Source organism: Arthrobacter sp. FW306-06-A, from assembly GCF_021870055.1.
Classification (GTDB): domain Bacteria; phylum Actinomycetota; class Actinomycetes; order Actinomycetales; family Micrococcaceae; genus Arthrobacter.
In genome coordinates this window covers 3,540,080-3,561,818 of record NZ_CP084552.1, presented here as the reverse complement: position 1 = coordinate 3,561,818, position 21,739 = coordinate 3,540,080, and the positions used below count along the sequence as shown (strand labels likewise).

Sequence of the window (21,739 nt, the reverse complement as noted above, 5' to 3'; positions counted from 1 at the left end):
CTATGGTTGCGTTTCATGACAGGTCCGACGCCGGGCGGCGGCTGGGCAAACGGCTTGCGGGCCTGCGAGGACGGGACGTGGTGGTGCTGGGCCTGCCCCGCGGCGGTGTCCCGGTGGCGTTCGAAGTAGCAAAGGCCCTCGAAGCGCCGCTGGACGTGATCGTGGTGCGGAAACTGGGGGTTCCGTTCCAGCCCGAGGTGGCCATGGGGGCCATCGGGGAGGGCGGAGTCCGCGTCCTGGATGCGCGCACCATGTCCCTGGCCCGGGTTTCGCAGGAGGACCTGCAGCAAGTGGAACGGCAGGAACGGGCACTGCTGGAAAGCAGGGTGGCGCGGTTCCGCCAAGGGCGTCCCCGCATCAACCTCGACGGCCGCACGGTGATCATCGTGGATGACGGCATCGCCACCGGTTCCACCGCCAGGGCCGCTTGCCAGGTGGCCCGGCACCTCGGCGCGGCGAAAGTGATCCTTGCCGTTCCTGTTGCCCCTGCCCGTGCCATCGTGGAGCTGAAGGAACCGGACGACGTCGTCTGCCTGCTCTCGCCCCAGGACTTCCAGGCCGTGGGCTACTACTACCACGACTTCTCGCCCACCGAAGATGGCGAGGTGGTGCAGTTGCTGGACGCCGCCGCATCCCCGGCACGCCGCCGCGCCGAGGAAGGCGGGGACGGGAGCCTGGAGCAGGACGTGGAGATTCCCAACGGCCGGGTGGTGTTGAGGGGCAGCCTCTACCTGCCCGCCAGGTGCGACGGCACCGTCCTCTTTGCCCACGGCAGCGGCAGCAGCCGGCACAGTCCCCGCAACCGCTTCGTCGCCTCCGTGCTGCACGGGGCAGGCCTGGGCACCCTGCTGCTTGACCTGCTTACCCCGGAGGAGGAGGTCAACCGGGCGAACGTGTTCGACATCGCCCTGCTGGCACACCGCCTTTCCTCGGCAACCCATTGGCTGGAGGCACGGCACGACGGCTCGGCCGGCCGGATCGGCTACTTCGGGGCCAGCACCGGCGCGGGCGCCGCCCTGTGGGCCGCCGCAGAGCCCGGCGCCCAGGTTGAAGCCGTGGTGTCCCGTGGCGGACGTCCGGACCTGGCAGGCCCGCGGCTGGCGGCCGTGAAAGCGCCCACCCTCCTGATCGTCGGTGGCGCGGACACGCAGGTGCTGGCCCTCAACCGGCAGGCTATGGCCCAGATGCAGGCCCCCACCCGGCTGGAGGTTGTCCCGGGCGCCACCCATCTCTTCGAAGAGCCCGGCACCCTGGCCATGGCAGCCAGCCTTGCCGCGGACTGGTTCCGGCAGTACCTTCTGCCCGAGCCGGTGGGGCGGTCCAGGCCGGAGGCCAGGGATGAACGCTGACGGCCGCTGGGCTGAGCGGGGTGAGGAACGGGCGGCTGAAACGGGCCAGATCCGCCGCCTCGCCCACCCCCTGGCCACGGCGGACCACCTCGAATCCCTGGTCCGCCTCGCTGCCCCCGCCCGGTTCGTCTGCCTTGGCGAGGCATCGCACGGCACCCGGGAGTATTACCACTGGCGGGCGCTGCTCAGCCGGCGGCTCATCGAAGAGTACGGCTTCACATGGATCGGCGTGGAAGGGGACTGGCCGGACTGCTGGCGGATCAACCGCTGGGTCCGGGGCGAGGCCGGCCAGGACATGGATGCCCGCCGGCTGCTGGCGGGCTTTGAACGCTGGCCCACCTGGATGTGGGCCAACCAGGAGGTGGCGGAGTTCCTCACCTGGCTGCGCGACCGGAACCTGGACCTCCCCGCGCACCAGCGCACCGGCTTCTACGGCCTCGATGTCTACTCCCTGTGGGATTCGCTGCGGGAGATCTTCTCCTGGCTCGAGGCCAACGCCGAGGACGCCCTCCCGGCCGCCATGCAGGCCTGGCACTGCTTCGTTCCGTACCGCGAGGACCCCCAGCGGTATGCCTTGAGCAGCCGGCTGGTGCCACAGTCCTGCGAGGCGGACGTGGTGGCACTGCTGGCGGAGGTCCGGCGGCGAACGCTGGGCCGGATGCAGGATAATCCGGCGGCCTTCGACGCCGTCCAGAATGCCATCGTGGCCACCAACGCTGAGCGCTACTACCGCACCATGGTGCGCGGCGACCAGCAGTCCTGGAACATCCGGGACCACCACATGAGCGACACCATCGACCGGATCGCGCGCCACCACGGACCGGACTCCAAGGGGCTGGTGTGGGCGCACAACACGCACGTGGACGATGCCCGGGCAACGGACATGGCGCATGACGGCAAGGTCAACATCGGGCAGCTGGTCCGGCAGCGGCACCCCGGAGAGGTGGTGCTGGCGGGGTTCGCGTCCTACGCCGGCTCGGTCACCGCAGCGGAGTCATGGGGATCGCCGGAGTGGGTAATGGATGTGCCTGCCGCCGTACACGGGAGCCACGAGGACCTCCTCAACGAGGCACTGGGCGAGCCGTCCGTCCTGGTGTTCGGTGCCGACAGGACCGGGCCCTGGCTCACCTCCTGGCGCGGCCACCGGGCCATCGGCGTGGTGTACAACCCGCACCGGGAGCGGGGCAACTACGTCCCCACGCGGATGGGGGAACGCTACGACGCCCTGTTCTGGCATCCCCGGACCGAGGCGCTGCGGCCGCTGCACCACGAGTACCAGCCCGGCGAACCCGAGTTCGAGACCGAGCCCTCCGGGTTCTAGGCACGAGGGAGGACCACTATGACCATCGGAGTTGAAGGGTCCACGCGCTGGCCAGCCATCACCAAGGACGTGGCCGCGCTCCCGGTGCAGCCCAACATGCTGGATTACGACGCGGCCCGGCGGGATTTCACCTGGGACCAGGCGCGGCGGGCGCTGGCCGGGCTGCCCTGCGGCCGGGGGCTGAACATCGCCTACGAGGCCGTGGACCGCCACGTCGCGGAGGGCCGCGGCGGCAGGGAGGCCCTGCGTTTCGTCAAGGCCGACGGCGGCACCCGGTCCCTGAGCTATGGCCACCTTTCGGAGCGGTCCGGGAGGTTCGCGGCAGTACTGCAGGGCCTGGGCGTGGGACGCGGCGAGCGGGTCTTTTCGCTGCTGGGGCGCAGCCCGGACCTGTATGTCGCGGTCCTTGGCACCTTCAAGAACGGCAGCGTCTTCTGCCCGCTCTTTTCCGCCTTTGGCCCCGAGCCTGTGCGGCAGCGGCTGCACCTGGGCACCGGCAGGGTGCTGGTGACAACCAGGGCGCTGTACCGCAAGAAGATAGCTCCGGTGCGGGACGCCCTGCCCGAACTCCGCCACGTCCTGCTGGTAGACACGGACAGTCGGTCTGAACCGGGAACCCTGGACCTGGCCGCACTCCTGGCCCAGGTCGACCCTGTCGAGGAGATCGCTGACACCCAGCCGGGGGACATGGCACTGCTGCACTTCACCAGCGGCACCACGGGCACACCGAAGGGCGCCATCCACGTCCACGACGCCGTCGCAGCCCACTACGCCACCGGCCGCTTCGCCCTGGACCTGCACCCGGACGACATCTACTGGTGTACCGCGGATCCGGGCTGGGTGACCGGCATGTCCTACGGCATCATTGCGCCGCTGGTGCATGGAGTCACCGCCGTTGTGGACGAGGAGGAACTGGACGCGGACCGCTGGTACCGGATCCTCGCGGAGCAGCACGTCACGGTCTGGTACACCGCGCCTACGGCCCTGCGGATGCTCATGAAAGCGGGCGGTGAAAGGGCTGCCGGACATGACCTCTCCGCGCTGCGCTTCATCGCCAGCGTGGGGGAGCCGCTGAACCCGGAGGCGGTGGTGTGGGGCCAGGACGTGCTGGGCCTGCCGGTGCACGACAACTGGTGGCAGACCGAGACCGGCGGGATCATGATCGCCAACTACCCCGCCATGGACATCCGGCCCGGCTCCATGGGCCGGCCACTGCCCGGCATCGAGGCCGCCCTGGTGGCCAGGGACGCCGACGGCAAACCCATCATCCGGGACGGCCAGGCTGTCCTGGTCACCGGACCGGACACCATGGGGGAGCTGGCGCTGCGGCCCGGCTGGCCCTCGATGTTCCGCGGCTACCTCAATGAGGAGGAGCGGTACCGGCGCTGCTTCGCCGGCGGCTGGTACCTCACGGGAGACCTGGCAAAGCGCGACGGCGACGGCTACTACTGGTTCGTTGGCCGCGGCGACGACGTGATCAAATCCTCCGGCCACCTGATCGGCCCCTTCGAAGTGGAGAGCTGCCTCATGGAACACCCGGCCGTGGCCGAAGCGGGTGTGATCGGAGTGCCGGACCCGGTGGCCGGGGAAGTGGTGAAAGCCTTCGTGGAACTCAAGCCGGGCCACCAGCCCAGCGAGGAGCTGCAGCTGGACATCATCGGATTCGCGCGGAAACGGCTGGGTGCCGCCGTGGCGCCCAGGCTGCTGGACTTCACCGCCACCTTGCCCAAGACCCGCAGCGGAAAGATCCTCCGCCGGCTCCTCAAAGCCCGCGAACTGGGGCTGCCGGAAGGTGACACCTCGACGCTGGAATCCCCGGCGGGCCCGGCAGTGACACTGAAGGAACAGCAATGAGCACCCGCAAGGACCAGCCATGACCGCCCTCAAGAACCAGGGCGTCCCGGACGCGGGGCACGCACTGCACCTCCTGCGGCAGATGCTGCGGGTACGCCGGCTCGAGGAAAAATGCATCGAGCTGTACAGCGCGGCCAAGATCCGCGGCTTCCTGCATGTGTATATCGGCGAGGAAGCCGTGGCGGCCGGGGTGATGGAAGCCCTGGCGCCTGAGGACGCGGTGGTGGCCACGTACCGGGAGCATGGGCACGCCCTCCTGCGCGGGGTCTCCGCCGGCGCCATCCTCGCCGAAATGTACGGCCATGCCGAGGGCTGCTGCCGGGGCCGCGGCGGGTCGATGCACCTGTTCGACGCCGCCACCCGTTTCTACGGCGGAAACGCGATCGTGGCAGGCGGGCTGCCGCTCGCCGTCGGCCTGGCGCTCGCGGACCGGATGGCCGGGCGCCAGCAGGTGACCGTCTGCTTCTTCGGCGAGGGCGCCGTGGCCGAAGGCGAGTTCCACGAGAGCATGAACCTGGCCGCCCTGTGGCAGCTGCCGGTGCTGTTCTGCTGCGAAAACAACCTCTACGCCATGGGAACCGCGCTGGTCCGGTCCGAATCCCAGACCGACATCGCGCTCAAGGCCGCGGCGTACGAGATCCCGTCATGGGCCGTGGACGGCATGGATGTGCTCGCGGTGGAGGAAGCCGCGCGGCGCGCCGTGGACGCAGTGCGGTCCGGCGGCGGCCCGCACTTCCTGGAACTGCGAACCTACCGCTTCCGTGCCCACTCCATGTTCGATCCCGAGCTCTACCGGGAGAAGTCCGAGGTGGCGCAGTGGATGGAACGGGACCCCATCCGCCTGCTGCAGGGTGCCATGGAGGCCGCCGGACAGCTGCCGGAGGAGGAATGGGACGAGCTGCAGGCGGACGTGGACGCGGAGATCAGCACCGCCGTCGGATTCGCCGAGAACGGGACACCGGAACCGGTGTCCGAACTCGCCCGGTTCGTGTACAGCGACCGGTTGGAAGAAATCAACAGTGGGATGGACATCGGCAAGGAGCCAGGGAAAGGCGGGGCGGCAGGATGAAAACCACATACCGGGAAGCCATGCGCGCGGCCCTCCGCGACGCGATGCAGCGCGACGAACGCGTGTTCCTCATGGGCGAGGACGTGGGCCGGTACGGCGGAAGCTTCGCCGTCAGCCTGGGCCTGCTGGAGGAATTCGGGCCGGAGCGGATCCGCGATACCCCGCTCTCCGAATCCGGGTTCGTGGGTGCCGGCATAGGTGCGGCGCTGGGCGGCATGCGGCCCGTCGTCGAAATCATGACGGTCAACTTCAGCCTGCTGGCGCTGGACCAGATCATCAACAACGCCGCCACCCTGCTGCACATGTCCGGCGGCCAGTTCAACGTGCCCATCGTCATCCGGATGACCACCGGCGCCGGCCGGCAGCTGGGCGCCCAGCACTCGCACAGCCTGGAAGGCTGGTACGCGCACATCCCCGGGCTCCGGATCCTGGCCCCGGCCACCCTGGCCGATGCCCGCGGCATGCTGTGGACCGCGCTGCAGGACCCGGATCCGTTGCTGATTTTCGAGCACGGTTCGCTGTACAACGTGGCGGGCGAGCTGGACGAGGAGGCCGGCGCCGTGGGCATCGACAAGGCGGCGGTCCTGAGGCAGGCTGACGGAAGCGGGGACACGGTCACGCTCATCATATACGGCGGCACACTGCCCCTGGTGCAGGAGGCCGCGGACCAGCTTGCCGGGGAGGGCATCGGGACTGACGTGATCGACCTGCGCACCCTCCGCCCGCTGGACACGCACACCCTCCTGGACAGCGTGGCCAGGACGCACCGGGCCGTGGTGGTGGATGAAGGCTGGCGCAGCGGCAGCATCTCCGCAGAGATCGCGGCCAGGATCAGCGAGCAGGCGTTCTTCGACCTGGACGCACCGGTGGAGCGGGTGTGCAGCGAGGAGGTGCCGGTTCCGTACGCCAAGCACCTGGAGCAGGCGGCCCTGCCGTCCGTGGAGCGGGTCATGGCGGCCGCGCGAAGGGCCGTGGGTGCCGGTGGATGAGTTCCGGATGCCGTCCCTGGGCGCGGACATGGAGCACGGCAAGGTGGTGGAATGGCTGGTCAAACCCGGGGACTACGTCCACAAGGGCGACCTCGTGGCGGCCGTGGATACGGACAAGACCGTGATGGACATCGAGTCGTTCCAGGACGGCGTGCTGGCCGAATTCCTGGTGGACATCGGCGACACCGTGGACGTGGGCACCCCCATCGCCCGGATCACCGCCACCCCCGCCGAACTCCCTCCCGCCCAACCCCCGCTCACTTCCGGCGCTCCTTCCCCCGACGCCCGCTCACCTTTGGCAGCCCAGGAGCCAACGCCCGCTCACCAGGGTGACGAGGCCGGGCACCCGGAGCCTGCAGTCAAAGCCGCCCCGCCGGTCCGGCACCTTGCGCACACCCTGGGGGTCGACGTCGGACGCATCACCGGGAGCGGGCCCGGCGGCGAGGTGCTGCGGGCCGACGTCGAACGCGCCGCAGCAGCGTCCGTCACCGCAGCGGCGCCGGAGGAAGCAGCAGCGCCTGAAGAGCCGGCAGCGCCGGCACCCGCGGAAGCCAGGCGGGTCCGGTCATCGCCGCTGGCGCGGCGGCTGGCGGCCGAACTGGGCTTGAGCTGCAGGACGTCAGCGGAACTGGCCCCGGCGGCGCGGTGACCGAGGACGATGTGCTCTCCGCAGTCCCGCCCAGGGGGCGGCCACCCCGCGAACAGGTTGCGGAAGCACCGCCGTCGGAAGCTCCGGCCCGGGAGCCTGCGCCCGAAGCCGCGGAAGAGGCACCACGGCAAAAACGCCCGACGGCGGCCGGCGGCAAGGCTGAGACCCTGCGGCAGGCGGTGGGTGCGCTGATGTCCCGGTCCAAGAAGGAGATCCCGCACTATTACCTGTCCACCACGCTGGACCTGGCGGCGGCGATGGCCTGGATGCAGGCGGCGAACCAGCAGCGGCCGGTGTCGTCGAGGCTGGTGCCTTCCGCCCTGCTGCTGAAGGCCACCGCGCTGGCAGCCAAGGAAGTGCCGGACCTGAACGGCTTCTTCACCAAGGGCGCGTTCCACCCCAGCAGCGAAGTGCACCTGGGCGTCGCCGTCGCACTGCGGCATGGCGGACTGGTGGCCCCGGCCCTGCACGACGCCGACACCCTCAGCCTGGATGAGCTGCGCGACCTGGTCAGCCGGGCAAGGGAGGGCAGGCTGCAGCGCGCGGAGATGGCCGACCCCACCATCACGGTGACCAACCTGGGGGATCTGGGCGTCGAAAGCGTGTACGGGGTGATCTACCCGCCGCAGGTAGCCATGGTGGGGTTCGGCAAGGTCCTGGAGCAGCCGTTTGCGGACAACGGGATGCTCGGCATCCGGCACGCCGCCATCGCCACCCTGTCCGCGGACCACCGGGTGAGCGACGGGCTGCGGGGCGGCCGGTTCCTGGCACGCATCGACGAACTGCTGCAGGAGCCGGACAAGCTGTGAAACCTGCAAGCGAGGAGGAACCGTGAATGAACAGGACGCGCGCCAGGCGGTGGCGGCGGCGATCGGGAAAGTAGCTCCCGACGTCGAGCCCGAAGACTTGGACGGTGCCGCCAGGCTCCGCCAGGACCTGGAGCTGGACTCGCTGGACTTCCTCCGCCTGGTGGAGGTCATCGCGGAGACCACCGGCGTGGACATCCCCGAGGCCGACTACCCTGCCGTGGCCACCGTGGACGGGATGGTCACCTACGTCGCTGCGCACGGGTGAAGCTGCTGTGGGAACGCCGGTGCAGGACCCGGTAAAGCCACGGCGGCGACGGCGCTGGCCGCGCCGCCTGGGGATCACGGCGCTGGTTGTCCTTGGGCTGGTCCTCGTTTCCACCGTGGCCAACCTGCTCCTGGAGCAGCAGGAAAGGGCAACGTTGGTGCCCTATGGCGAGAGGGTAGCGGTGAACGGCGGATCGCTGAACGTGGTCCGGAGCGGGGCATCCCCGAACGGCACCGCCCAGGGCGGGAGCGACGGCGTCGCTTCCACCGGGGGCCAAGGCCAGCCCATCATCCTACTCAGTGGGCTGGGAACTGCGGCCCCCGGCTTGGACTTCGCGCCCCTGATGCGCGAGCTCAAGGGCTTCGACGTCATCGTGGTGGAAGGGTTCGGGTACGGCTACAGCGACATGGAGGCCAGTGCCCGGACCAACGAACACATCAGCAACGAACTGCACGAGGTGCTGGCCAAGCTCCAGGTCCGGCAGCCCTACGTCCTGGCGGGCCACTCCATTGCCGGGTTCTACCTGCTGGATTACGCCAACCGGTACCGCTCCGAGGTTTCCGCCGTGGTGGGAATCGACGTCAGCATTCCCAAACCGGGGGACCAGCCGGTGGCGGAGCCGCAGCCGGGGATCAACTGGGCCAAACTGTTGGCCACCCTCGGCGTGGTCCGCGTGGTAGCCGCGCTGGCGCCCGGCCTCATGGACCCGGACAGCAAGGCCTACACCGACGAGGAGCTGCAGCGGATGCGCACCATGACGGTGTGGAACGTGGGCAATCCTGCCGTGGCTGATGAAACCGCGCGCATCGCCAACAACGCGGCTGCCCTCCGGGGCGTCACCTACCCCCATGACCTCCCGGTCCTCGCTTTCATCGCCGATGAAAAAAATGACAGGACTGCCACCAAAACCGCCGCCGCGGAGAACCTGCTGAAGAACGTCACCCGGCACCAGGTCCTGCCCCTCGAAGGCGGGCACTACCTGCACTGGACGCAGGCTCAACGGATGGCGGAGGAGATCCGGCGGTTCGTTGAATCGGCGGGCTGATTCCAAAGGCAGGAGTGGCGCCCGCTCCGTCGTCTCCGGCATCGACGGCTCGGCCACAAGCACCTACTTCGAGTCCTGACTCTGCCCCTGTCGCAGAGCGTGGTCGTTGCCACGCATCCGGACGGCAACCACCACACCGGACGCTGCGGTGAGAACCGCGACGGCGGCGATGGCGGCGGGGATGCCGTAAAGGTCGGCGAGGACACCGGACAGGAGGGCGCCGACGGCGAATCCGCCGTCGCGCCACAGCCGGTAGACGCCCACTGAGCGGGCGCGCCAGGCCGGGTGGGCCACGTCGCCGATGGCGGCCAGCAGGGTTGGATAGACCAGGGCGGTACCAAGGCCAAGGACGACGGCGGCGGCGAGCCATGGCCCAAAGCCGTGCGCTGAGGCGATGATCCCCAGGGCGGCGGCCTGCACCAGCATCCCCGCCGCGATGAACCACTTGCGGCCCCACCGGTCTGACGCGGCACCGGTGACCAGCTGGGCGGCACCCCAGGCGGCGGGGTAGGCGGCGGCCAGGATGCCGATCTGGCCCAGGCTCAGGCCGGCACCGGCGAACAGGACGGGAAAGAGACCCCAGGCCAGGCCGTCATTGAGGTTGTTCACCAGGCCGGCCTGGCTGGCCGCCGAGAGTGACCGGTCCTTGAAGCTGGTGAGGGTGAAGACCTGCCCGGTGCTGAGCCCGGCGTGCGCGCTGTCCTGGCTGCCGACGTGCTGGAAGGCCTCGGTCCTGGCGTGGTGGTGGGTTTCCTTCACTGCCAGGACCGTCAGTCCCAGGCCGAGGGCAATGTATGCGGCGCCCAGGAGGAAGGGGGCGGGCCGCAGGCCGTAGGCCGTGGCGAGGTAGCCGGTGGCAAGCGCAGTCACGGCTACGCCCAGGTAGCCCGCGGCCTCGTTGAAGCCCATGGCCAGGCCGCGCTGCTTGGGGCCCACCAGGTCCATCTTCATGATGACTGCCGTGGACCAGGTGAGGCCTTGGCTGATGCCCAGCAGCACATTGGCTGCCACGATCCAGCCCCAAGAGGGGCCGAAGATGAGCATGAGTGGCACGGGTACCGCTGCCAGCCAGCCGGCGACCAGCACGGGTTTGCGGCCGTAGCGGTCAGAGAGCGTCCCGGCGAAGTAGTTCATCGCGGCCTTGGACAGGCCGAAGGCCAGGATGTAGGTCAGTGCGCTGGTGTACTGGTCGAGGTGGAATTCCTGCGCGGCCAGCAGGGGCAGGACGGTGCGTTCCTGGCCCAGCGTGCCGCCCACCAGCGCGTTGACGGCCACCAGCAGCATGAACTGCGCCAGGTTTTGCCGCAGGCCCAGCACCGCAGGCGCTGGTCCCGTGCTGCGGCGCGGGAGTGCTGTGCCGTTCATCGAGTGGTTCCGTTCCGTTTGGGCAAAGGGTGGCCCGGGCGTGTGGGGGCACGCCCGGGCCGGAAGCCCGGGCAGGAGGGGGGGCCTGCCCGGGCGGTCTGTGGTCGCCTGGGTTAGGCGGCGGGGACGCTGTTCCGCCACGCGTTCCAGGCGGCGTAGCTGCCGTCGAGCTCGACGACGTCGTACCCGGCACGGCGCAGGGCGCTGGCGGCTACGGAGTTCCGCACGCCGGACTGGCAGTAGGTCACGATGGTCCCGCCAACCGGCAGCTCATCCAGGTGCCACATGACGCGGCCGCCGCTGAGCTGGTACGAGCCCGGGACGTGCCCGGCCTTGTGCTCGGTCTTGTTGCGGACGTCCAGGACCATGGCTGCGTCGAAGCCTTCGAGTTCCTCCGGCTGGATCAGCTTGGGGGTGAAGGTGGGCAGTCCCTCGATGCTGGTCAAGTAGCCAGCCACGTTGTCGATGCCCACGCGGACCAGGTGATCCCACATGTCCTGCGCCTGCTCCTGGTCCTTGGCCAGCAGCACCAGCGGGTTCTTGTCCGTCTCCGGGTTCACCACCCAGGCGCCGTAGCTGGCCACGGACTTGCCGGCCGGAACGTTCAGGGACCGGACCACGGTGCCTTCGTGGACCTCGCTGTTGGAGCGGGTGTCAATGAAGGTCAGGGTGTCTTCCGCCAGTCCTGCGGCCACGATTCCGGTGGAGAGCTCGGGCAGCGGGGTGCGTTCACCCATGACGTCCGGGCCTACGCGGTTTTCGCGCTTCATGCGGCCGAAGTAGGCGTGGGCGTCGGGCTGGCCGTCGAGGAGTTCGTTGATGAAGCCCTGCTCGTCGTTGGCGGCGAGGTAGGGACCCCACCAGGCGTAGAGGCGCTCGTAGCCGACGGTGGAGGAGGGGATGGCACCCAGGGCCTTGCCGCAGGCACTGCCGGCGCCGTGGGCGGGGTGGACCTGGACGTAATCCGGCAGGGTGAGGAACTTGTCGCGCAGGCTGGCGAACAGCTGCTTCGCGCCCTCGAACCTGGTGTCCACGCCGCCGGCTGCTTCGTCCAGCAGGTCCGGCCGGCCCAGATCGCCGGAGAAGACGAAGTCTCCGGAGAGCAGGTAGCCGGGCTTGTCGCTGAACGCGCCATCGGTCACCAGGAAGGACAGGTGCTCCGGGGTGTGGCCGGGGGTGTGGACGGCCTTGATGCTGATGTTGCCCAAGGTGATGATGTCGCCGTCGTAGAGCCGCTCGCCCTCGAACTCATACTGCCAGTCGGGCCCGCCCTCACCGGAGACGTAGATCTTGGCGCCGGTGGCGGCGGCCAGTTCGCGGGTGCCGGAGAGGTAGTCGGCGTGGATGTGGGTCTCGGTGACCGCAACGATCTTCATGCCGTTCTTGGCAGCCAGTTCCTGGTAGACGGCGATGTCGCGGCGGCCGTCCACCACGATCGCTTCGCCCTTGGCCTGGCAGCCGATCAGGTAGCTGGCCTGGGCGAGGTCTTCGTCGTAAATGCGCTCGATAAGCATGGGGTGCTCTCCTTCAGGTAGGGGGAGTATTTGTCTCTGGCAACTATTTTAGATACCCCCGGGGGTATAACGCAAGGGGACTGCCGCCAATTGAGTTGCGGTGCGGCGGGAGCCGTCGATCAGGGAAGGGCGGGTCCGGGCAGGCTTAGGTGGTGGGGAGTCCGGCGCGTGTCCAGGCGGTCATGCCGCCGGCCATGGTGTCCGCTTTGTAGCCAACGCCGTTGAGGGCATCGGCGACGGCGGCGCTGCGGTTGCCGCTGCGGCAGACGGCGATCACGGGCACGGCCGGATCGAGCTCGCCCAGGCGGGCCTGCAGCTGGCCCATCGGGATGTGCAGCGCGCCGGGGATCATGCCCTCGGCAACTTCAAAGTCCTCGCGGACATCCAGGATGTGGGCGGTAGAGCGGCGCTGGTCGGTTTCGGTGATGGTGATTTCAGCCATGGGAGTTCTCCTTTGAAATGGGTTGCGGCTGGTGGGGTGGAGTTGGGTCAGCGGATCGTTTCGCCGGCCTGGCGCCAGGCGGCCATGCCGCCGCGCACCGAGTACGCGTCATATCCCTTGGCGGCGAGGAGCCTGGCCGCCGAGGCAGAGCGGACGCCGGAGGCGCAGACGGCAATCACCGGCCGGGCCTTCTGGATTCCGGCAGTGCTGGTCTGCAGCCGGTCCAGGGGAACGTGTTTGGCTTGGGGTGCGCGGCCGGTGCGCCATTCCTGGGCGGACCGGACGTCGATCAGCGTGGCGCCGGAGCCCAGGAGTTCCTTGGCCTGCGCCACGGAAATCGTCTTGTAGGGCTTGCTGAAGGCCTTCTTGAGGGAATCGATCAATCCCACGATGTTCTCCTCTGTAACGGGGTCAGGCGGTGACCGTGCCGGCGGTGACCCACGCCGCGACGGCGAAGATGAGTACCGCGAATGAGATGCGGATGTGCTTGTCGTGCAGGCGCCGGGCCAGCCGGGCGGCGAAGACGGAACCCAGGATGGCCGGGACTGCGAACGCCAGGGTGGTGGCCCAGTCGATGGTGTAGCCGGCTGCGTGTGCGCTGAACCCGGCGGCGGAGTTGACCACGATGATCGCCAGCGAAGTCCCTACGGCCTGCTTCATCCGCAGGCCCAGGAAGATGGTCAGTGCGGGGGTGATGAGGAAGCCGCCGCCCACGCCCAGCAGCCCGGTGAGGAACCCGACCAGCACGCCCACAGCCACGGCTTTCGGGGCGCAGGACCGGAAGGCCCGGCGCGGCCCGGTGCTGCAGGAGCCCTCGGTTTCGCGCGGCTTCTTGAGCATCCGGATGCCCGCGACCACCATGATCACGGCGAATGCGAGCATCAGGATGTTCGGGTCCAGCAGTTTCCCCACGGCGGCTCCCGCCCAGGCCGCCGGGATGCCGGCGGCGCCTACCAGTGCGATGACGGGCCAGTTCAGGCCCTCGCGGAGGCGGGGGAGCAGGGCCGCCAGTGAGGAGATGCCCACCACCAGAAGTGAGGTGGGGATGGCCTGGGCGGGGCTCATGCCCACGCCGTACACCAGGGCAGGAACGGCGATGATGGACCCGCCGCCACCCACTACGCCCAGTACGACGCCGACGACGAGCCCCAGTCCCAGGGCCGGGATCATGCTGCCGCGCCCGCTTCAGCTGTCTGCACGGGAAGCTGCAGGATGGCGCTTTCGCGGGTGGGTTCGTTGGCGGCCTTGTTCCATGGCATGGCAGACAGGGCCTTTCCCATGGCGCAGGTGTTGGTCGCGGCCGAGAAGGTCAGCCCGGTGCCGATGGCGCCGGCGAGCATGCGGACCTTGGGGGAGACGAACTTGCCGCCCACCAGACCCAGCATCACCAGGGAGCCGGCGGCCAGGCGGACCTGGCGCTCCAGGTCCCAGCGGTCTTTGCCCTTGACGACGTCGCCGCCGGCAGCGGCGAAGCCCGGAACCCCGCCGGTGAGGACGTAGGCGGTATCGAGGCCGACGGTGGCCATCCGCTGGCGTGCCTGCTCGGCGCGGACGCCGGACTGGCAGACCAGGACCACGCGTGAGCCCAGCCGGGCGGCGAGTTCATCGGTGTGCTCGGAGAGCAAGGGCAGCGGCACGTTGTAGGAACCGCGGATGTGCATGGACTCGAACTCGGCTGCAGAGCGAACGTCGATCACCACCAGGTCCTGGTGCTCTGTGATCCAGGACTGCAGCGTTTCGGGAGCAAGCGCCGTAACGGCGGTTGCTTTGGAAGGGGATGTCATGTGTGGCCTCTCGGAAGGGGTCTGGGGGATACCCGACCGAGTATTACAGATACCCCCGGGGGTAGTCAAAACACCCATGGGGGTATATAGTTGAGCGCAGCACCCCATCGATGGAGACACCTCTTATGGAACTGAACCCCACTGAACTCACGCCCGTGATCAACCGCCTCAAGCGGGCCCAGGGCCAGCTTGCCGCCGTCACGCGGATGCTTGAAGAAGGCCGGGACTGCAAGGACGTTGTCACCCAGCTGGCGGCCGTGTCCAAGGCTCTTGACCGGGCCGGCTTCGCCATCATCGCCACCGGGCTGGAGCAGTGCATCGTCCAGAAGGACGCAACCATGGACCGCAAGGACCTGGAGAAGCTCTTCCTCTCCCTGGCATAAACCAACGCCCCATCAGCGGACCGGCAGCAACCTCAAAGGAGCACCATGACCTACACCCTGGCCACCACCGTCTCCCTTCCCTGGGCCGAAGCCGTGGAACGCACCCGCGAAGCCCTCGCCGCGCAAGGGTTCGGAATCCTGACCGAAATCAATGTCCGCTCCACCTTCGAAGCCAAGCTTGGCGCTGAAGCCGCGGACGCCGTCGGGGATTACGTCATCCTTGGCGCCTGCAACCCGGCCCTTGCCAGCCGCGCCTTGGCCGCCGAGCCGGAAATGGGTGCCCTGCTGCCGTGCAACGTGGTGGTGCGCCGGAACAGTGCAGCCGATGCAACCACTGTGGAGGCGATCGATCCGCAGACCATGGTGCAGCTGAGCAGCGCACCTTCAGTTAAGGAAGTGGCGGACGACGCCGGCACCCGCCTCCGCAAGGCACTGGCCAGCCTGAACGGTGCAGCCGAGTAAACAGTCAGCCTGTAGACCACAACGCGGGGCTCCGCCGTTACGGCGGAGCCCCGCGTTGTTTTGCTTAAAGCACGGGAGCCGTTCTTCCCGGGCGTCTCAACCCAAGGAAGCCAGGAGGTCGGCGCAGGCTTGTTCGCAACGGCGGCAGGATTCGGCGCAGACGCGGCAGTGTTCGTGCATGGAGGCATGCTCACCGCATTCGTCGCCGCACGCCTTGCAGGCCGCACGGCAGGCTTCCAGGACTGCCCGGGTGATGTTCGCGTCGTACCCGGTGTGGCGGGAGAGGACGTTGCCGGTGGCGGCGCAGATGTCCGCGCAGTCGAGGTTGGTGCGGATGCACTTGGTCAGCTCCGCGACCATGTCTTCGCTCAGGCAGGCGTCGGCGCAGGCCGTGCAGGTTTGGGCGCATTCGAAGCAGGCCTGGATACATGCGGCGAGCTTGTCCTTGTCCAGGTTGCCGAGGTCTTTGGGGTAGGTGTCCAGCATGGACTGTACGTGCGTCATTTTTGGTCTCTCGTTTCCGGTTGTGGTCAGTGGATTGGGTGGGCGGAAGTGCCCGTTTACGTCCGGCTGATGGAGAGTTGGTCTAGCGTCAGCGCCTGCCGCCGGGGCTCGGGCTCCTGCGCCACCTGCAGTACATGCTGCAGGGCGGCTGGCGCGGCAGCTCTTGGCGGGTCCGGCGCGGCCGCCTTCGTTGGCGCCGGCTCGCTGCGTGGCGCGGGGTAGCGGTCGCAGCACGCATGGTGCTGGGGCGCAGGGGAGTGGAGGGCGGCTGCGTGCTGGACCACGGACGGCGCCGGGCCAGGCTCAGCCACCAGCGCGTACCGGGTGCCCTGCGAGTAGGAGGCTGCGGCCACGAGCAGCGCAGCCAGGAGAAGCCAGCCGAAAAGGATCCGCAGTGCTGCAGGCACGCGGATCGTTCCTTCGGGCATTACTTCCAACTCCGTGGAGGCCTCCTTGGGTGGCAGGCAGGTCGGTATAGGTGGCGGCAGCCGGCCATAGTGCGGGCGGCTGCCGTGTGATCTACTACTAAGTAGACTGACTATTTTGGTCGAGAAAATCAAGGGAGCTTTCGCTGATGTCCACGTTGTCCGCTCTTGCCCTCATCTGTACCCTCACCCCGTCCCCGGAACCGTCCAGCAGCGAGCTGATGGCCCAGCACATCCTTGACGAACTGGAAGGCCACGGGGTGGCCACCGAGTCACTGCGCATCGTGGACCATGACGTGAAGCGCGGCGTGCAGGTGGACATGGGCAACGGTGATGCGTGGCCCGCAATCCACGAAAAGATCCTGGCCGCGGACATCCTGGTCCTCTCCACCCCCATCTGGATGGGCCACCCCTGCAGCGTCGCCCAGCAGGTCATGGAGCGCCTGGACGCCGACCTGTCGGAAACGGACGACGACGGCCGGCCGGTCATGTACGGAAAGGTTGCCACGGTTGCCGTGGTGGGAAACGAGGACGGGGCCCACAAGACCATCGCCGACATGATGCAGGGACTGAACGACGTCGGCTTCAGCCTTCCAGCCCAGGGCGGCACCTACTGGGTGGGCGAGGCCATGCAGACCGTGGACTTCATGGACCTTGAGCAGGTCCCGGACCCGGTAGCTTCCACCAATGCCGGGCTTGCCCGCAACGCCGTGCACCTGGCCCGGCTCCTGCGCTCCAACAAATACCCGGCCAAGTAGCGGGCGGCTCCGCGGTGGGGCTGCCCGCCGGAACAGGAAAGGAACATCATGTCCCAACCATTGGTCATCGTTTTTGACGTCAATGAGACCCTGTCCGACATGGGCCCGCTCGCCGAGGCATTCGCGCAGGTCGGGGCGCCTCGCGGGCTGGCCAAACTCTGGTTCGCCACGCTCCTGCGTGACGGGTTCGCCCTCACCGCCAGCGGGGGCAAGGCGTCCTTCGCCACCATTGGCGCCGATGCCCTCCGCACCCTGCTGGGAGCCGAAGGGATCTCCGGAAACCTGGAGACCGCCGTCGAACGCGTCATGGCTGCCATGCAGAACCTGTCCCTTCACCCGGACGTCCCGGACGGCATCCGCGCCGTCGCGGCGGCCGGGCACCGGCTGGTCACGCTAACCAATGGCGCCACCGCCAACACGGACAAACTGCTGGTTGCCGGTGGCGTTAGGGACAAATTCGAGCTGCTCCTATCCGTGGAGGACGCGCCTGCCTGGAAACCGGCCAAGGCCGCATATGAGTACGCGGCAACTGCGGCCGGAGCAGACCCGGCCAAGATGCTGCTGGTTGCCGTGCACCCCTGGGACATCCATGGGGCAGCCAAAGCCGGGCTGCGGACCGTGTGGATCAACCGCACCGGCGCCCGCTACCCCTCCTATTTCCAGTCACCGGACATCACCATCCCGGCCCTCACCGGGCTGCCCGCGGTGCTCGCCGCGTAGCCACCCCCGCCCCGCCCCAAACTCGAACGGAGACCACCCATGGCCCAGCCCGTCGAACGCCATACCGTTGACGTGAACGGCATCCCGCTGTCCTACCTCGCGGCGGGGGATGAGGGCGCCCCGCCGCTGATCCTGCTGCACGGCACCTTCTGGAGCCGGGTGTGGCAGCCCGTCCTGCCGGCCCTTGGCGAACACAGCCGCTGCTACGCGCTGGACTTTCCGGGCTTCGGCCGGAGCGGGGGAGAGCTGGATGTTGAGCAGGCCAGCGTACCGGCCCTGGTGCAGACCGTGCTCGATGCCGCGGATGCCCTCGGCATCGGGGAGTTTGACGTCGCTGCCCACGACATCGGCGGCGGCGTGGCCCAGCAGCTCGCCGCCTACAGCGGGAGGGTCCGGAAGATGGTTCTGATGAACGCCGTCATGTTCGACTCCTGGCCGGTGCCCGCCGTCGAGCGTTTCCGGGAGCCTGACGTGCGGGCAAACACCAGCGAGGAGGACCTCCTCGCTGCACGCCGCAAGTCCACGCAGGGCAGCGCCACCCGGACGCTCACCGAGGAGGAACTGGAGGACTACCTGTCGCCGTGGCATTCTCCGGCCCGGTCACGCTCGTGGATGGCCATGGCAGCGGCCGCCGATCCCCGCTACACCCTGGACTTGGTCCCGGCCCTCAAGGAAGCCGCAATCCCCACCCGCCTGGTATGGGGCCGTGACGACGACTTCCAGAAAATCGGGTTTGCCCGCCGGTACGTGGAGGAGGTCCCCAACGCGGACCTGGTGGAGGTGGACGGTAAGCACATCCCCACGGAGGATTCACCGGACGCCGTGGCTACGGCGATGCTGGAGCACCTGGCTGCACAGCACTCGGCTAAAGCGCCGTAAGCCCGGCCTCCGCGTCCAAAACCACCGCCCGGTGGCGGCTCTCCAGCTGGACCACGTCCCGCGTGAAGGAAAACGTGAGCAGGCCAAGGGCCAGGGCCGGCGCCGCAACCGCCGCACTGGGCGGAGTCACCGGCAGCAGTGCCACCAGCAGCGCGAACGGCTGGAACGCCCCGATTGCCTTGCGGGACGTGCTCGGCGGCAGCGTTGCACGGAGGTGCGGCCGGAGGAAGCCGGCGGCAGAGAATGCGTAGTACATGGCCCCGGTGGCCAGGGTCCAGGGACCAACGACGGCGGCGGCCGCGACGGACAGGACCAGGACCAGGGCGGCGTCCGTGGCTCCATCGAAGCGGGCTCCCTCCGCCGACGAGGTGCCGGTGCGCCGGGCCACCGCGCCATCGAGCCCGTCCAGGAGGAACGTGGCGCCGCCCAGGACTGGCAGGAGCAGGTCCGTGCGGGGCCCGGTGAACAGTTGCTGCACGGCCAACACGGCGCAAAGGGCCACGAGGACGGCGCGCAGGAGGGTGACACGGTCGGCGGGCGTGGAGAAGCGCGGGACGCGACGCAGGATGGAGCCGACGGCGCCACCGGCCACCACGGCGCCGGCGGCCAGCCCGGCCAGCTGGGTCATTGGAGCGGACGGGGTCAGCGTGAGCAGCCACAGTGCCGCCAGCCCGTAGGCCACAAGGGCGGCCAGCGCGTCCGGCAGTGCCCGTTCAGCTGCGCTCATCCGGACCTCCCCTCGCATGCTAGCAATGGCTGCGGTGATCCTCACCGCCGGCGACGCCCGGCCGGAAGCCTGCTGCCGTCGTCGTACCGTGCCCTGTGGCCGGTCCGGACCAGGCCGGCGATCGCCAGCATGGTCCCGGCGCCCTCGGCGACGGCACTGAGGGTTTTGGAGAAGAACCAGACGGGGTCGTACATGGCCGGGATGGGCCCGATGGCCGGGATGTCCACGTACCGGTAAAGCACGACGGCGGCGAACGCGCTGAGTGCCACCACCAGGGCCAGGGCGTAGGCAGCCCTGCTGCCGCGGACCAGGACGTAGACGCCGGCCACCAGCGCCGCGGCCGCCTCGAGCAGGAACAGGGTGCCTTGGCTGATGGTGCCCGGCTGCGCGTTCTGGTAGCCCGGGGCCAGGAAGAAGTGGACGCCGGAGTCGATGAACAGCGCCAGTGCGGTCAGGAGTCGTAGAGCCACGTTTATGTATACGCCCGGAATTCGCTCCGGGTTCAAGTCGCCCTATTACGTCTGCGGGTTTTGTGGGGAATATTTAGGGGTGTCTGGAATATTGCGCCTTTAGCGGGCAGAAGCGCCTGCGGCCCTACGAGTAAGGAGAACAGCGATGACCCTTCCCAAGGAACTCACGCCGGGAACATGGACCCTGGACATGGCCCACAGCGAGATCGGCTTCAGCGTCCGCCATGCCGGGATCAGCAAGGTCCGGGGCCGCTTCACAGAAGCGTCGGCGGAAGCGCGCGTGGGCGAATCCCTGGCGGACTCGTCCGTGCATGCCACGGTGTACACCGCCAGCTTCACTTCCGGGGATGCCAACCGGGACGCCCATGTCCGCGGGGCTGATTTCTTCGACGTGGAGCAGTACCCCGAGATGACGTTCCGCGGCACCCATGTCGAGGGCGACGGCGAGGAGTACACGCTGACCGGGGACCTCACCATCAAGGGTGTCACCCGGCCCGTGGAACTTGAGGTCGAGTTCACCGGTGTTGCTGTGGATCCCTTCGGCGCCACCCGTGCCGGGTTCTCCGCTGAAACCGAGATCAGCCGCAAGGAGTTCGGGCTGACCTGGAACGCAGCCCTGGAAGCCGGCGGCGTGCTGGTCAGCGACAAGGTGAAGATCAACCTGGAAGCAGCGCTGGTAAAGCAGGGCTAGATCTCAAATACATATATTCGACGCGCGACGGTACTTTCGACGCGCAAAAACGATGGCGCGACCGAAATATCGGTAGCGCCATCGTTTTTGCGGCGCGGGAATGAACTTCCGCAGCGCCAAACCGTCCGGGCAGAAACCGTCCCGGTCACAGCGGCTCGGGACGCACCTTCACGTTGCCCAGCGAACGGATCAGCGCCACGGCGGTGATGGATCCGGCCGCCATGATCGAGGCCAGCACCACCACCTGGAACCGGCCCGCCTCCAGGGGAGAGGCGCCGCCGAAGATGGCACCCACGAACGCGCCGGGCAGTGTGACAAGCCCGGTGGTCTTGGTCTGGTCCGTGGACGGGATCAACGCCGAGTGCACTGCCTGCCGGGCCTGGATCAGGGTGGCCTGCCGGGGGGTTGCCCCCAGCGCCAGCCAGCCCTCTACCTGGTCCCACTGCTCCAGGACGGCCTCGAAGAAGCGGCGGCCGGCAAGCGTGGCGATGGTCATGGAGTTGCCGATCACGATCCCGCCCACCGCCAGCGCGTATCGCGGGGAGAATTCGATGGCACCTGTGCCAAACACGATGGCCACCGTCACCAGGATGCCCGCAGCCATCGTTGCGGCCACCACGGCAAAGCGCCGCCAGGACCAGGTGAGCCGCCGCGTCGCCGTCACGGATGCCACGGTGAACATGACCAGCAGGGCCGCCCCCACCCAGAGCGGGTTGGTGATGACGCCGCCCAGCACCAGGCTGATCACCGCCAGCTGGGCCGCGCCGCGGAGGATGGCCAGGGCAGGGGAGAGGTACGACGGCGTCCGCGCGCCCCACAGGATGCCCACCGTGAGTGCCGCCAGGATGGCAATGGCCACCAGGGTGGGCAGCAGGGCGGCAAGGGCGGGCATGCCGCCAGCTTACTGGGGGCGGAAACCGCCTCCTGCGAACCCGCCTAGGAGTTGCTGTCCGAAATCGCGGAGCTGACAGCGGTGGGGCTGTCGTATTCCCGGTCGGGGAGTGCCTCGAGGGCCTCCATCACGTTGTTGTCGGCGCCGGATTCCTTGGCCCGGGACAGCAGGTCTTCACGCTTCGCCGGGTAGTCGATGCCGCCCAGGAACTTCTGGATCTGGATGGGATTGGGAGTGTCTGCCATGGTGCCGGGTTTCCTTTCGGTGTTCGGCTGTGCTTTCCGTGGCCCACCACGTTCAGACCGCGGTGGACCCATCCTAGTCCCGCAGCCTGCCGTCCCAAACCAGGCGTCAAGGAATCATTAAGAAATCC

General features: G+C 68.5%; 27 protein-coding genes. 15 read left to right on the top strand and 12 right to left on the bottom strand.

Annotated elements, in window-relative coordinates:
* Window positions 1-2: 2 nt before the first annotated feature.
* Genes LFT49_RS16665 through LFT49_RS16625 form a run of 9 tightly spaced genes read left to right on the top strand, consistent with a single transcriptional unit; the run spans window position 3 to window position 9,350 of the window.
* Window positions 3-1,349, top strand: a complete 1,347-nt coding sequence (locus LFT49_RS16665; RefSeq protein ID WP_237428824.1) for a phosphoribosyltransferase — start codon at window positions 3-5, stop codon at window positions 1,347-1,349.
* Complete coding sequence (locus tag LFT49_RS16660) at window positions 1,339-2,670, top strand: erythromycin esterase family protein (RefSeq protein WP_237428823.1); 1,332 nt, start codon at window positions 1,339-1,341, stop codon at window positions 2,668-2,670. Before LFT49_RS16665 ends, LFT49_RS16660 begins: the two co-directional genes overlap by 11 nt.
* Before the next feature lie 18 nt (window positions 2,671-2,688).
* Window positions 2,689-4,524 (top strand): acetate--CoA ligase, encoded by a 1,836-nt coding sequence (acsA, locus tag LFT49_RS16655; RefSeq protein ID WP_237428822.1) that lies wholly within the window; start codon window positions 2,689-2,691, stop codon window positions 4,522-4,524.
* 19 nt (window positions 4,525-4,543) lie between these two features.
* Complete coding sequence (gene pdhA / locus LFT49_RS16650; protein WP_237428821.1) at window positions 4,544-5,593, top strand: pyruvate dehydrogenase (acetyl-transferring) E1 component subunit alpha; 1,050 nt, start codon at window positions 4,544-4,546, stop codon at window positions 5,591-5,593.
* Window positions 5,590-6,582: an alpha-ketoacid dehydrogenase subunit beta gene (locus LFT49_RS16645; RefSeq protein WP_237428820.1), complete on the top strand. Its 993-nt coding sequence runs from the start codon at window positions 5,590-5,592 to the stop codon at window positions 6,580-6,582. The genes pdhA and LFT49_RS16645 overlap by 4 nt, the downstream gene beginning before the upstream one ends.
* Window positions 6,569-7,231, top strand: a complete 663-nt coding sequence (locus LFT49_RS16640; RefSeq protein ID WP_237428819.1) for a biotin/lipoyl-containing protein — start codon at window positions 6,569-6,571, stop codon at window positions 7,229-7,231. The genes LFT49_RS16645 and LFT49_RS16640 overlap by 14 nt, the downstream gene beginning before the upstream one ends.
* Window positions 7,150-8,040: a 2-oxo acid dehydrogenase subunit E2 gene (locus LFT49_RS16635; protein ID WP_336886862.1), complete on the top strand. Its 891-nt coding sequence runs from the start codon at window positions 7,150-7,152 to the stop codon at window positions 8,038-8,040. The genes LFT49_RS16640 and LFT49_RS16635 overlap by 82 nt, the downstream gene beginning before the upstream one ends.
* Window positions 8,041-8,062: 22 nt before the next feature.
* Window positions 8,063-8,305 (top strand): acyl carrier protein, encoded by a 243-nt coding sequence (locus tag LFT49_RS16630; RefSeq protein WP_237428818.1) that lies wholly within the window; start codon window positions 8,063-8,065, stop codon window positions 8,303-8,305.
* 19 nt (window positions 8,306-8,324) lie between these two features.
* Window positions 8,325-9,350, top strand: a complete 1,026-nt coding sequence (locus LFT49_RS16625) for an alpha/beta fold hydrolase (RefSeq protein WP_237428817.1) — start codon at window positions 8,325-8,327, stop codon at window positions 9,348-9,350.
* Window positions 9,351-9,413: 63 nt separating this feature from the next.
* Here LFT49_RS16625 and LFT49_RS16620 read toward each other — a convergent pair whose 3' ends face one another.
* From LFT49_RS16620 to LFT49_RS16595, 6 genes are all read right to left on the bottom strand, one after another.
* The gene (locus LFT49_RS16620) at window positions 9,414-10,715 is read right to left on the bottom strand and encodes an MFS transporter (protein WP_236799427.1); all 1,302 of its coding nucleotides are present in this window, start codon (window positions 10,713-10,715) and stop codon (window positions 9,414-9,416) included.
* A 113-nt stretch (window positions 10,716-10,828) separates the two neighbouring features.
* A complete protein-coding gene (locus LFT49_RS16615; protein ID WP_236799426.1) occupies window positions 10,829-12,229 on the bottom strand; it encodes an MBL fold metallo-hydrolase in 1,401 nt (466 codons plus the stop codon).
* A 145-nt stretch (window positions 12,230-12,374) separates the two neighbouring features.
* Window positions 12,375-12,671, bottom strand: a complete 297-nt coding sequence (locus LFT49_RS16610) for a rhodanese-like domain-containing protein (RefSeq protein WP_236799425.1) — start codon at window positions 12,669-12,671, stop codon at window positions 12,375-12,377.
* 47 nt (window positions 12,672-12,718) lie between these two features.
* Entirely contained in the window at window positions 12,719-13,060 is a 342-nt protein-coding gene (locus tag LFT49_RS16605; protein WP_236799424.1) for a rhodanese-like domain-containing protein, read from the bottom strand.
* 22 nt (window positions 13,061-13,082) lie between these two features.
* Window positions 13,083-13,841, bottom strand: coding sequence for a sulfite exporter TauE/SafE family protein (locus LFT49_RS16600; protein WP_236799423.1), 759 nt, complete (start codon window positions 13,839-13,841; stop codon window positions 13,083-13,085).
* Window positions 13,838-14,455 carry a rhodanese-like domain-containing protein gene (locus tag LFT49_RS16595; RefSeq protein WP_236799422.1) on the bottom strand — a complete coding sequence of 206 codons (618 nt, stop codon included), beginning with the start codon at window positions 14,453-14,455 and terminating at the stop codon, window positions 13,838-13,840. The genes LFT49_RS16600 and LFT49_RS16595 overlap by 4 nt, the downstream gene beginning before the upstream one ends.
* A 125-nt stretch (window positions 14,456-14,580) precedes the next feature.
* On the opposite strand from LFT49_RS16595, the gene LFT49_RS16590 reads away from it, so the two are divergent.
* A complete protein-coding gene (locus LFT49_RS16590; protein WP_142117514.1) occupies window positions 14,581-14,838 on the top strand; it encodes a metal-sensitive transcriptional regulator in 258 nt (85 codons plus the stop codon).
* 45 nt (window positions 14,839-14,883) lie between these two features.
* The gene (locus LFT49_RS16585; protein WP_237428816.1) at window positions 14,884-15,300 is read left to right on the top strand and encodes a DUF302 domain-containing protein; all 417 of its coding nucleotides are present in this window, start codon (window positions 14,884-14,886) and stop codon (window positions 15,298-15,300) included.
* A gap of 96 nt (window positions 15,301-15,396) precedes the next feature.
* Here LFT49_RS16585 and LFT49_RS16580 read toward each other — a convergent pair whose 3' ends face one another.
* Together LFT49_RS16580 and LFT49_RS16575 are read right to left on the bottom strand one after the other, a co-directional pair.
* Window positions 15,397-15,804, bottom strand: coding sequence for a four-helix bundle copper-binding protein (locus LFT49_RS16580; protein WP_236820352.1), 408 nt, complete (start codon window positions 15,802-15,804; stop codon window positions 15,397-15,399).
* 56 nt (window positions 15,805-15,860) lie between these two features.
* Window positions 15,861-16,211 (bottom strand): hypothetical protein, encoded by a 351-nt coding sequence (locus LFT49_RS16575; RefSeq protein WP_237428815.1) that lies wholly within the window; start codon window positions 16,209-16,211, stop codon window positions 15,861-15,863.
* Window positions 16,212-16,378: 167 nt separating this feature from the next.
* Here LFT49_RS16575 and LFT49_RS16570 point away from each other — a divergent pair, with 167 nt between their 5' ends.
* Genes LFT49_RS16570 through LFT49_RS16560 form a run of 3 tightly spaced genes read left to right on the top strand, consistent with a single transcriptional unit; the run spans window position 16,379 to window position 18,586 of the window.
* Entirely contained in the window at window positions 16,379-16,987 is a 609-nt protein-coding gene (locus tag LFT49_RS16570) for a flavodoxin family protein (RefSeq protein WP_236799419.1), read from the top strand.
* Between the two features lie 48 nt (window positions 16,988-17,035).
* Window positions 17,036-17,707, top strand: coding sequence for a haloacid dehalogenase type II (locus tag LFT49_RS16565; RefSeq protein WP_236799418.1), 672 nt, complete (start codon window positions 17,036-17,038; stop codon window positions 17,705-17,707).
* A gap of 39 nt (window positions 17,708-17,746) precedes the next feature.
* A complete protein-coding gene (locus tag LFT49_RS16560; RefSeq protein ID WP_237428814.1) occupies window positions 17,747-18,586 on the top strand; it encodes an alpha/beta fold hydrolase in 840 nt (279 codons plus the stop codon).
* Here LFT49_RS16560 and LFT49_RS16555 read toward each other — a convergent pair.
* Together LFT49_RS16555 and LFT49_RS16550 are read right to left on the bottom strand one after the other, a co-directional pair.
* Entirely contained in the window at window positions 18,573-19,313 is a 741-nt protein-coding gene (locus LFT49_RS16555) for a CDP-alcohol phosphatidyltransferase family protein (protein WP_237428813.1), read from the bottom strand. The genes LFT49_RS16560 and LFT49_RS16555 overlap by 14 nt on opposite strands.
* Window positions 19,314-19,354: 41 nt before the next feature.
* Entirely contained in the window at window positions 19,355-19,783 is a 429-nt protein-coding gene (locus LFT49_RS16550) for a hypothetical protein (protein WP_237428812.1), read from the bottom strand.
* 145 nt (window positions 19,784-19,928) lie between these two features.
* Between LFT49_RS16550 and LFT49_RS16545 the strand changes: the two genes are divergently transcribed.
* The gene (locus tag LFT49_RS16545) at window positions 19,929-20,474 is read left to right on the top strand and encodes a YceI family protein (protein WP_236799414.1); all 546 of its coding nucleotides are present in this window, start codon (window positions 19,929-19,931) and stop codon (window positions 20,472-20,474) included.
* A gap of 145 nt (window positions 20,475-20,619) precedes the next feature.
* Here the strand turns inward: LFT49_RS16545 and LFT49_RS16540 are convergent, their stop codons facing one another.
* Both LFT49_RS16540 and LFT49_RS16535 read right to left on the bottom strand, forming a co-directional pair.
* Window positions 20,620-21,366, bottom strand: a complete 747-nt coding sequence (locus LFT49_RS16540) for an ABC transporter permease (protein ID WP_236820345.1) — start codon at window positions 21,364-21,366, stop codon at window positions 20,620-20,622.
* Window positions 21,367-21,410: 44 nt separating this feature from the next.
* A complete protein-coding gene (locus LFT49_RS16535) occupies window positions 21,411-21,611 on the bottom strand; it encodes a DUF2795 domain-containing protein (RefSeq protein ID WP_236799411.1) in 201 nt (66 codons plus the stop codon).
* Window positions 21,612-21,739: the final 128 nt, after the last annotated feature.

What these genes read in the sequence shown, in the direction of transcription:
- LFT49_RS16620 (WP_236799427.1), bottom strand. Translation starts at nt 10,715, where the DNA reads ATGAACGGCACAGCACTCCCGCGCCGCAGCACGGGACCAGCGCCTGCG.
- LFT49_RS16580 (WP_236820352.1), bottom strand. Translation starts at nt 15,804, where the DNA reads ATGACGCACGTACAGTCCATGCTGGACACCTACCCCAAAGACCTCGGC.
- acsA (WP_237428822.1), top strand. Translation starts at nt 2,689, where the DNA reads ATGACCATCGGAGTTGAAGGGTCCACGCGCTGGCCAGCCATCACCAAG.
- LFT49_RS16535 (WP_236799411.1), bottom strand. Translation starts at nt 21,611, where the DNA reads ATGGCAGACACTCCCAATCCCATCCAGATCCAGAAGTTCCTGGGCGGC.
- LFT49_RS16615 (WP_236799426.1), bottom strand. Translation starts at nt 12,229, where the DNA reads ATGCTTATCGAGCGCATTTACGACGAAGACCTCGCCCAGGCCAGCTAC.
- LFT49_RS16610 (WP_236799425.1), bottom strand. Translation starts at nt 12,671, where the DNA reads ATGGCTGAAATCACCATCACCGAAACCGACCAGCGCCGCTCTACCGCC.
- LFT49_RS16560 (WP_237428814.1), top strand. Translation starts at nt 17,747, where the DNA reads ATGGCCCAGCCCGTCGAACGCCATACCGTTGACGTGAACGGCATCCCG.
- LFT49_RS16540 (WP_236820345.1), bottom strand. Translation starts at nt 21,366, where the DNA reads ATGCCCGCCCTTGCCGCCCTGCTGCCCACCCTGGTGGCCATTGCCATC.
- LFT49_RS16645 (WP_237428820.1), top strand. Translation starts at nt 5,590, where the DNA reads ATGAAAACCACATACCGGGAAGCCATGCGCGCGGCCCTCCGCGACGCG.
- LFT49_RS16600 (WP_236799423.1), bottom strand. Translation starts at nt 13,841, where the DNA reads ATGATCCCGGCCCTGGGACTGGGGCTCGTCGTCGGCGTCGTACTGGGC.
- LFT49_RS16570 (WP_236799419.1), top strand. Translation starts at nt 16,379, where the DNA reads ATGTCCACGTTGTCCGCTCTTGCCCTCATCTGTACCCTCACCCCGTCC.
- LFT49_RS16595 (WP_236799422.1), bottom strand. Translation starts at nt 14,455, where the DNA reads ATGACATCCCCTTCCAAAGCAACCGCCGTTACGGCGCTTGCTCCCGAA.
- pdhA (WP_237428821.1), top strand. Translation starts at nt 4,544, where the DNA reads ATGACCGCCCTCAAGAACCAGGGCGTCCCGGACGCGGGGCACGCACTG.
- LFT49_RS16590 (WP_142117514.1), top strand. Translation starts at nt 14,581, where the DNA reads ATGGAACTGAACCCCACTGAACTCACGCCCGTGATCAACCGCCTCAAG.
- LFT49_RS16585 (WP_237428816.1), top strand. Translation starts at nt 14,884, where the DNA reads ATGACCTACACCCTGGCCACCACCGTCTCCCTTCCCTGGGCCGAAGCC.
- LFT49_RS16565 (WP_236799418.1), top strand. Translation starts at nt 17,036, where the DNA reads ATGTCCCAACCATTGGTCATCGTTTTTGACGTCAATGAGACCCTGTCC.
- LFT49_RS16555 (WP_237428813.1), bottom strand. Translation starts at nt 19,313, where the DNA reads ATGAGCGCAGCTGAACGGGCACTGCCGGACGCGCTGGCCGCCCTTGTG.
- LFT49_RS16665 (WP_237428824.1), top strand. Translation starts at nt 3, where the DNA reads ATGGTTGCGTTTCATGACAGGTCCGACGCCGGGCGGCGGCTGGGCAAA.
- LFT49_RS16545 (WP_236799414.1), top strand. Translation starts at nt 19,929, where the DNA reads ATGACCCTTCCCAAGGAACTCACGCCGGGAACATGGACCCTGGACATG.
- LFT49_RS16660 (WP_237428823.1), top strand. Translation starts at nt 1,339, where the DNA reads ATGAACGCTGACGGCCGCTGGGCTGAGCGGGGTGAGGAACGGGCGGCT.